This window comes from Caballeronia glathei (genome assembly GCF_000698595.1).
Classification (GTDB): Bacteria; Pseudomonadota; Gammaproteobacteria; order Burkholderiales; family Burkholderiaceae; genus Caballeronia; species Caballeronia glathei.
Genome location: NZ_JFHC01000139.1, coordinates 1 through 8,071 on the forward strand (window position 1 = coordinate 1; position 8,071 = coordinate 8,071).

An 8,071-nucleotide genomic window follows, 5' to 3' on the forward strand; every position below is an offset into this window, starting at 1 on the left:
GCGCACCGGCGTCTCCGTGCTCGGCACGGTGCTGCCCGAGAAGGACGACCACAACATCGCGGGCGCGAAGGATATCGCCGACCGCCTGATGGCCTCGTTCGGCTCGATGCTCCTCTACTGGTATCACTATTCGCACAATGGCCGCCGCATCGAAGTCGAAACCGACGACGATTCGATCGGCGGGCACTTCCTGCATCTGCTGCACGGGAGCGCGCCGTCGAAGTCGTGGGTCGACGCGATGCACGTTTCGCTGAACCTGTATGCGGAGCACGAGTTCAATGCCTCGACGTTCACCGGCCGCGTGATCGCGGGCACGGGCTCGGACATCTACTCGGCGATCACGGGTGCCATCGGCGCATTGCGCGGACCGAAGCACGGCGGCGCCAACGAAGCCGCGTTCGAGATCCAGTCGCGCTATCAGACGCCCGATGAGGCGGAAGCCGACATCAAGCGGCGCGTCGAGAACAAGGAAGTGGTGATCGGCTTCGGACACCCGGTGTACACGATCTCCGATCCGCGCAACGTGGTGATCAAGGAAGTGGCGAAGAAGCTGTCGCACGAAGCATCGAACACGAAAATGTTCGACATTGCCGAGCGCCTCGAAACCGTGATGTGGGAAGCGAAGAAGATGTTCCCGAACCTCGACTGGTTCAGCGCGGTGTCGTATCACATGATGGGTGTGCCGACCGCGATGTTCACGCCGCTCTTCGTGATCTCGCGCACGTCCGGCTGGGCCGCGCATATCGTCGAGCAGCGCGTCGACAACAAGATCATCCGGCCGAGTGCGAACTACACCGGGCCCGAAGACCTCCAGTTCGTGCCGCTCGCCAAGCGCGTCTGAAATCCGTTGCGCTCCCCTGTCGCGCAAGCCAATGCGCAGGGAGGGCGCCACGCGATCGCGGTCGGCGCCGGGTCGGGGCTGTCCCCGAGCCGGTCTTCTCATGCGCCGGCCCGCGCGCTACGCTCCTCACGCGGTCGCGATATCCTGTCGCTCCGAGCTTCGCACCCGCGGGCGGGGCGATTCCTTCGATCGAACGGACGATGAGCCGCCGCGCTGGCGTCCGGCGCCAACCGGATAGACTTCTTGTTGGTAACATCGGATATTCAGCGACGGAACACCTGAAGTTCGCGCGACCCGGACGCGCCGATTAAATAACGGGGAAGCTGACGTCCGGCCGTGCCTCCCCGATCATTACTGTCCCGGGCCCCAAGCCATGAACACTGCAAACCGTAAACCCCTGCCCGGCACCCGCCTGGATTTCTTCGATACGCGAGCCGCTGTCGACGCGATCCAGCCCGGCGCCTACGACTCATTGCCGTACACCTCGCGCGTGCTGGCCGAGAACCTCGTGCGCCGTTGCGCGCCCGCCACGCTCGCCGCATCGCTCAAGCAGATCATCCAGCGCAAGCGCGACCTCGATTTCCCCTGGTTTCCGGCACGTGTCGTGTGCCACGACATTCTCGGCCAGACCGCCCTCGTCGACCTTGCCGGCCTGCGCGACGCGATCGCCGCCCAGGGCGGCGATCCGGCCCTGGTCAACCCGGTCGTGCCAACGCAACTCGTGGTCGATCACTCGCTCGCCGTGGAGTGCGGCGGCTTCGATCCGGACGCGTTCGACAAGAACCGCGCCATCGAAGACCGGCGCAACGAAGACCGCTTCCACTTCATCGACTGGACGAAGAAGGCGTTCAAGAACGTCGACGTGATTCCGCCGGGCAACGGCATCCTGCATCAGATCAACCTCGAACGCATGAGCCCTGTGGTGCAGGTGAAAGACGGCGTGGCCTTCCCGGACACGCTGGTCGGCACCGACTCGCACACCCCGATGGTCGACGCGCTGGGCGTGATCGCGATCGGCGTGGGCGGCCTCGAAGCCGAAAGCGTCATGCTGGGCCGGGCTTCGTGGATGCGCCTGCCGGATATCGTCGGCGTCGAGCTCACCGGCAAGCCCGGGCCGGGCATCACCGCGACCGACGTGGTGCTCTCGCTGACCGAATTCCTGCGCAAGGAAAAAGTAGTCGGGGCTTATCTGGAGTTCTACGGCGCAGGCACGGCAAACCTGACGCTCGGCGATCGCGCCACCATCGCCAACATGGCGCCGGAATTCGGCGCCACCGCCGCGATGTTCTACATCGACGAGCAGACCATCAAGTACCTCAAGCTCACCGGCCGCGACGACGAACTCGTGAAGCTGGTGGAAATCTATGCGAAGGAAACCGGCCTCTGGGCCGATGGCCTGAAGAACGCCGAATATGAGCGCGTACTGAAGTTCGACCTGTCTTCGGTCGTGCGCACGCTTGCCGGGCCGTCCAATCCGCATCGCCGCCTGCCGGTGTCCGAACTGGCCGCGCGCGGCATCAGCGGCAAGGTGGAAAACGAACCCGGCCTGATGCCGGACGGCGCCGTGATCATCGCCGCAATCACGAGCTGCACCAATACCAACAACCCGCGCAACATGATCGCCGCAGGTTTGCTGGCCCGCAACGCGAACCGGCTCGGCCTCGCGCGCAAGCCGTGGGCGAAGACCTCGCTCGCGCCGGGCTCGAAGGCCGTGACGCTGTATCTGGAGGAAGCCGGTCTGCTGCCGGAACTGGAGCAGCTGGGCTTCGGTGTCGTCGCCTATGCGTGCACGTCGTGCAACGGCATGTCCGGCGCGCTGGACCCGGTGATCCAGAAGGAAGTCATGGATCGGGACCTGTACGCAACCGCCGTGCTTTCGGGCAACCGGAACTTCGACGGCCGCATCCATCCGTATGCGAAGCAGGCTTTCCTCGCCTCGCCGCCGCTGGTGGTGGCTTACGCGATTGCGGGAACGATCCGCTTCGACATCGAGAAGGACGTGCTCGGCATCGACGCCGATGGCAACCCGGTGCGGCTCAAGGACATCTGGCCGACCGATGAAGAGATCGATTCGATCGTGGCCGCGAGCGTGAAGCCCGAGCAGTTCCGCAAGGTGTACGAGCCGATGTTCGCGGTATCCGCCGACACCGGCGAGCGGGTTTCCCCGCTGTACGACTGGCGGCCGCAAAGCACGTATATTCGCCGTCCGCCCTACTGGGAAGGCGCGCTCGCCGGCGCTCGCGCACTCGAGGGCATGCGCGCATTGGCCGTGCTGGGCGACAACATCACCACCGACCACCTGTCGCCGTCGAACGCGATCCTGGCCGACAGCGCCGCCGGCGAATATCTGACGAAGATGGGCCTGCCGGAAGAGGACTTCAACTCATACGCGACCCACCGGGGCGATCACCTGACCGCACAGCGCGCCACCTTCGCCAATCCGACGCTCCTGAACGAAATGGTGCGCGAGGACGGCAAGGTGAAGGCGGGCTCGCTCGCGCGCATCGAGCCGGAGGGCAAGGTGACCCGCATGTGGGAGGCCATCGAAACCTACATGGAGCGCAAGCAGCCGCTCATCGTGATTGCCGGCGCGGACTACGGCCAGGGCTCGTCGCGTGACTGGGCCGCCAAGGGCGTGCGCCTCGCGGGCGCCGAAGCGATCGTCGCGGAAGGGTTCGAGCGCATTCACCGCACGAACCTCGTCGGGATGGGCGTGCTGCCGCTGGAGTTCAAGCCGGGCGTGAATCGCACGACGCTCGGCATCGACGGCACCGAACTATTCGATGTGATCGGCGAGCGCAAGCCGCGCGCCGACCTCACGCTCGTGATCCATCGCCGAAGCGGCGAGCGCGTGGAAGTGCCGGTCACATGCCGGCTCGACACCGCGGAAGAAGTCTCGATCTACGAGGCGGGCGGCGTGCTGCAACGTTTCGCGCAGGACTTCCTCGAGTCGTCGCAGGCGGCCGCCTAGCAATACCAATCGGGCGGCACGAGGCGTGCCGCCCCCAGACAACCCAGACAGGATCGCCATGACCCACGCACCCCAGATCAGGATTCCCGCCACCTACATGCGCGGCGGCACGAGCAAAGGCGTGTTCTTCCGCCTGCAGGATCTGCCCGAAGCCGCACAAGTGCCGGGCGCCGCGCGCGACGCGCTCCTGATGCGCGTGATCGGCAGCCCGGACCCGTACGGCAAGCAGATCGACGGCATGGGCGGCGCCACTTCGAGCACCAGCAAGACGGTGATCGTCGCGAAGAGCAGCCGGGCCGGTCACGACGTCGATTATCTGTTCGGTCAGGTCGCCATCGACCGCGCCTTCGTCGACTGGAGCGGCAACTGCGGCAATCTCTCGGCCGCCGTGGGGCCGTTCGCGATCGCAAGCGGCCTGATCGATCCCGAGCGCGTGCCCGACCATGGCGTGGCGATCGTGCGCATCTGGCAGGCCAATATCGGCAAGACGATCATTGCGCATGTGCCGGTCACGAAAGGCGCCGTGCAGGAAACCGGCGACTTCGAACTCGACGGCGTGACGTTCCCCGCCGCCGAGGTGCAACTGGAATTCATGGACCCGGCCGCCGAGGAAGACGGCGCCGGCGGCGCGATGTTTCCGACGGGTCGTCTGGTCGACGACCTCGACGTGCCGGGCATCGGCACGCTGAAGGCGACGATGATCAACGCCGGCATCCCGACCATCTTCCTGAACGCTGAGTCGATCGGCTACACCGGCACGGAACTGCAGGACGCCATCAACGGCGATCCGAAAGCGCTGGCGATGTTCGAGACGATCCGCGCACACGGGGCGGTCCGCATGGGCCTCATCAAACACATCGACGAAATCGCGAGCCGGCAGCACACGCCGAAAATCGCGTTCGTCGCGAAGCCGGCCGCCTATGTGGCGTCGAGCGGCAAGGAGATTGCCGCGAGCGATGTCGATCTTCTGGTGCGCGCGCTGTCGATGGGCAAGCTCCATCACGCGATGATGGGCACGGCCGCCGTGGCGATCGGCACCGCGGCGGCGATCACGGGCACGCTGGTCAATCTGGCCGCGGGCGGCGGTGAACGCAGCGCGGTGCGCTTCGGCCACCCGTCCGGCACGCTGCGCGTGGGGGCACAGGCCAGCCAGGTCGACGGCGAATGGACCGTCACCAAGGCCATCATGAGCCGCAGCGCGCGCGTGTTGATGGAAGGTTCGGTGCGCGTACCCGGCGACATCATCTAAGGACCAGCGGCCGCTCAGGCTCGCGGCGAACCACACTGTCGATCGGGATGGAAACGCCGCGACCAGTCGCGGCGTCCAGGCTGTTTACGCTTGGGGATAAAACACGAGATGCGATCGCCACGGTCAACGATGACATGCTGGCCGAGGTCGAGCAATGGCAGGATGGACGGCTTGATGCGATGTATCGGGTCGTGGGTTTCGGGGCCGTGCGGCTGACAATCCGCGACGCGGGCCGAATCAAGAACAACGTGGTGTACCCGGCCTCGCGGTTCGCGCCGACGACCGCAAGGAAGCGCCGGGCACGTGAATCGAGCAAACCGAAGGCGCAAGATTCTGGCTCAAGGTGTTCAACGCACCGAAGGATCGTGGTTTGCCCGACGTCGTGACCGCGCAGATTCAGACCTGCATCAGGCATCTCATTCGCAACGCGCTGAGTCTGACGAGCTGGAAGAAGCTCTATGCGCTGCCTCCGCCCAAAGCCCGGTCAAAAACGCGCTCCCCGAGCGCTTGCTACCAGATATCAGTTCACTTAACGCGAGCGGCAGCAGGCCTGCCGTTGCCGCCCTGCTCCCAGCCAATTTCAAGTTTGCGCGCCTAATCCTAATGCTCGACCAATTCCTTCACGGCGCCGACAGTAGAGAAGAAAGACAAATTGCTGCTCCGCTCGATCGCATCTGAGGAATACCAGATAGCCATCATGATTACGCTGAGCGTGCCGAGGGTAATAATAAGCTTCATTGTGTTGCCTGTTTTCTGGGTTATTTCCCGGGTTCAAACAATGCTCTGCTATCGCTCGCTTTCGAACACAGCCGCAATGATCTGACCACAGCCGATGCATATCGGTGACTGACAAGCGCAAAGCGACCACCAGTGCGTTGCGGTTCGCACATCGCCTTGGCAGTCGTCATCGCGCCGGTCGCCTGATCGAGATTCCCGCGCCGTTCGGATTCAGCCTCGCAGCATCAAAGCCAGCTTCGTGCGCGAAGGCGCAGGCCTGAGCGGCGAGCGCCTCGCTTGCCTCGATCACATCGAGCTCCGCGCGTTCGGGCACGATGTGCGTCATGCACTTCGTGCTCCGTCAATCCGGTGCCGTATGCGAGCCGCGCCCGCATTTCACATGTTCGGATAGCTCGGACCGCCGCCGCCTTCAGGCGTGACCCACACGATGTTCTGCGTCGGGTCCTTCACGTCGCAGGTCTTGCAGTGCACGCAGTTCTGCGCGTTGATGACCAGACGCTCCGCGCCGTCGTCGTTCCTGACGAACTCGTAGACGCCCGCCGGGCAGTAGCGGCTTTCGGGTCCCGCGTACTTCGTCAGGTTGATGCCGACCGGCACCGTCGCATCCTTCAGCGTGAGATGGGCCGGCTGGTTCTCCTCGTGATTCGTGTTCGAAATGAACACGGACGAAAGCCGGTCGAACGTAAGCTTGCCATCGGGCTTCGGATAGACGATCGGAATGCAGCGCGCAGCGGGCCGCAGCGTTTCGTGATCCGCGTGGCGATGTCGCAGCGTCCAGGGCACGCGGCCGCCGAACAGCTTCTGCTCGATCCCGACCATCAGCGTGCCGACATAGAGTCCCTTGCTCATCCACTGCTTGAAGTTGCGCGCCTTGTGCAACTCCTTATGCAGCCACGAGCGCTTGAACGCTTGCGGATAAGCGCTCAGTTCGTCGCGCTGCCGGCCGGAACGGATGGCATCGAATGCCGCCTCGCCGGCGAGCATGCCGGACTTGATCGCCCCGTGGCTGCCCTTGATCCGCGACGCGTTCAGAAATCCCGCGTTGTCGCCGATGAGGGCACCGCCGGCAAACGTCAGCTTCGGCAGCGACATCAGTCCACCCGCCGTGATCACCCGCGCGCCATACGACAGGCGTTTGCCGCCCTCGAAAAACGGGCGGATCGCCGGATGCGTCTTGTAGCGCTGAAACTCCTCGAACGGCGAAAGATAAGGGTTCTGGTAGCCCAGCCCGACAACGAAGCCGACCGCCACCTGATTGTTGTCCAGGTGATACAGGAACGACCCGCCATACGTGTCCGTGTTGAGCGGCCAGCCGGCCGTGTGAACGACGAGTCCGGGCTTGTGCTGCGCGGGATCGATCTCCCACAGTTCCTTGATGCCGAGGCCGTGGACTTGAGGACCGACACCCGCGCGCAGCTTGAATTTATCGCTCAGCTGGCGGCCGAGATGCCCCCGCGCGCCTTCCGCGAAGAGCGTGTACTTCGCGTGCAACTCCATGCCGAGCTGGAAGTTGCCGGTCGGCTCCCCATCTTTTCCGATGCCCATGTTGGCAGTCGCAACGCCCTTCACCGAGCCGTCCTCGTGATACAGCACCTCGGCGGCAGGAAAGCCCGGGAAAATTTCGACACCCAGCGCTTCGGCCTGCTCGCCGAGCCAGCGGGTCACGTTGCCGAGACTGATCACATAGTTGCCGTGATTCGTGAAGCTGGCCGGCAGCGCCCAGTTCGGGGTCTTGACCGCACCCTTCTCCGACAGAAAAAGAAACCGGTCTTCCGTCACTTCGACGTTGAGGGGTGCGCCGAGCGCCTTCCAGTCGGGGATCAGTTCGCTGATTCCGCGCGGGTCCATCACGGCGCCGGAAAGGATGTGCGCACCGATCTCCGAGCCCTTTTCGAGCACGCAAACCGATACGTCGGCGCCCTTCTCCTGCGTCAGCTGCTTGATGCGGATTGCCGCCGACAGACCCGCCGGTCCGCCGCCCACGATGACCACGTCATATTCCATCGATTCTCGCGGGCCATGCTCTGCGATCAATCTATCCGATGAATTTTCGTACTTGCTTGAGTTTGTCATGATGCGCCTGCTCGTTCAGAACTGGTCTTCGGAAAGCGCGAGCACGCTTTCATTGCCCTTCGCGCTGACGATCGACGCCTCCAGCGCGATCGCTTGCGGCAGGATGTGGTCGGCGAAGAAATGCGCGGTCGCGATCTTCGCGCCGTAGAACGCTTCGTCTTCGCTGCGCTTCTCGCTTGCCGCCAGCAGCGCACGCGCC

7 protein-coding genes and 1 pseudogene are annotated in these 8,071 nt (G+C 64.3%); 4 read left to right on the forward strand and 4 right to left on the reverse strand.

Annotated features, from left to right (window positions below; translation table 11 throughout):
• From BG61_RS37125 to BG61_RS42545, 4 genes and pseudogenes are all read left to right on the forward strand, one after another.
• The coding region (locus BG61_RS37125; RefSeq protein ID WP_035943147.1) for a citrate/2-methylcitrate synthase at positions 1 to 841 on the forward strand (841 nt) is incomplete at its 5' end.
• A 373-nt stretch (positions 842 to 1,214) separates the two neighbouring features.
• The gene (gene acnD / locus BG61_RS37130; RefSeq protein ID WP_035926788.1) at positions 1,215 to 3,812 is read left to right on the forward strand and encodes a Fe/S-dependent 2-methylisocitrate dehydratase AcnD; all 2,598 of its coding nucleotides are present in this window, start codon (positions 1,215 to 1,217) and stop codon (positions 3,810 to 3,812) included.
• A 58-nt stretch (positions 3,813 to 3,870) separates the two neighbouring features.
• Positions 3,871 to 5,061, forward strand: a complete 1,191-nt coding sequence (gene prpF / locus BG61_RS37135; protein WP_035926786.1) for a 2-methylaconitate cis-trans isomerase PrpF — start codon at positions 3,871 to 3,873, stop codon at positions 5,059 to 5,061.
• A gap of 107 nt (positions 5,062 to 5,168) precedes the next feature.
• Positions 5,169 to 5,512, forward strand: a pseudogene (locus tag BG61_RS42545) (transposase); the annotation flags it as partial.
• 149 nt (positions 5,513 to 5,661) lie between these two features.
• On the opposite strand, the gene BG61_RS43105 reads toward BG61_RS42545, so the two are convergent.
• The 4 genes from BG61_RS43105 to BG61_RS37145 all read right to left on the reverse strand — a co-directional run.
• Positions 5,662 to 5,799, reverse strand: coding sequence for a hypothetical protein (locus BG61_RS43105; protein ID WP_158447198.1), 138 nt, complete (start codon positions 5,797 to 5,799; stop codon positions 5,662 to 5,664).
• Between the two features lie 166 nt (positions 5,800 to 5,965).
• The gene (locus BG61_RS45180; RefSeq protein ID WP_370818045.1) at positions 5,966 to 6,124 is read right to left on the reverse strand and encodes a hypothetical protein; all 159 of its coding nucleotides are present in this window, start codon (positions 6,122 to 6,124) and stop codon (positions 5,966 to 5,968) included.
• Between the two features lie 50 nt (positions 6,125 to 6,174).
• Positions 6,175 to 7,872 (reverse strand): electron transfer flavoprotein-ubiquinone oxidoreductase, encoded by a 1,698-nt coding sequence (locus BG61_RS37140; protein ID WP_051673067.1) that lies wholly within the window; start codon positions 7,870 to 7,872, stop codon positions 6,175 to 6,177.
• A 15-nt stretch (positions 7,873 to 7,887) separates the two neighbouring features.
• A partial coding sequence (locus BG61_RS37145) for an acyl-CoA dehydrogenase C-terminal domain-containing protein (protein WP_035943149.1) occupies positions 7,888 to 8,071 on the reverse strand: 184 nt, incomplete at its 5' end.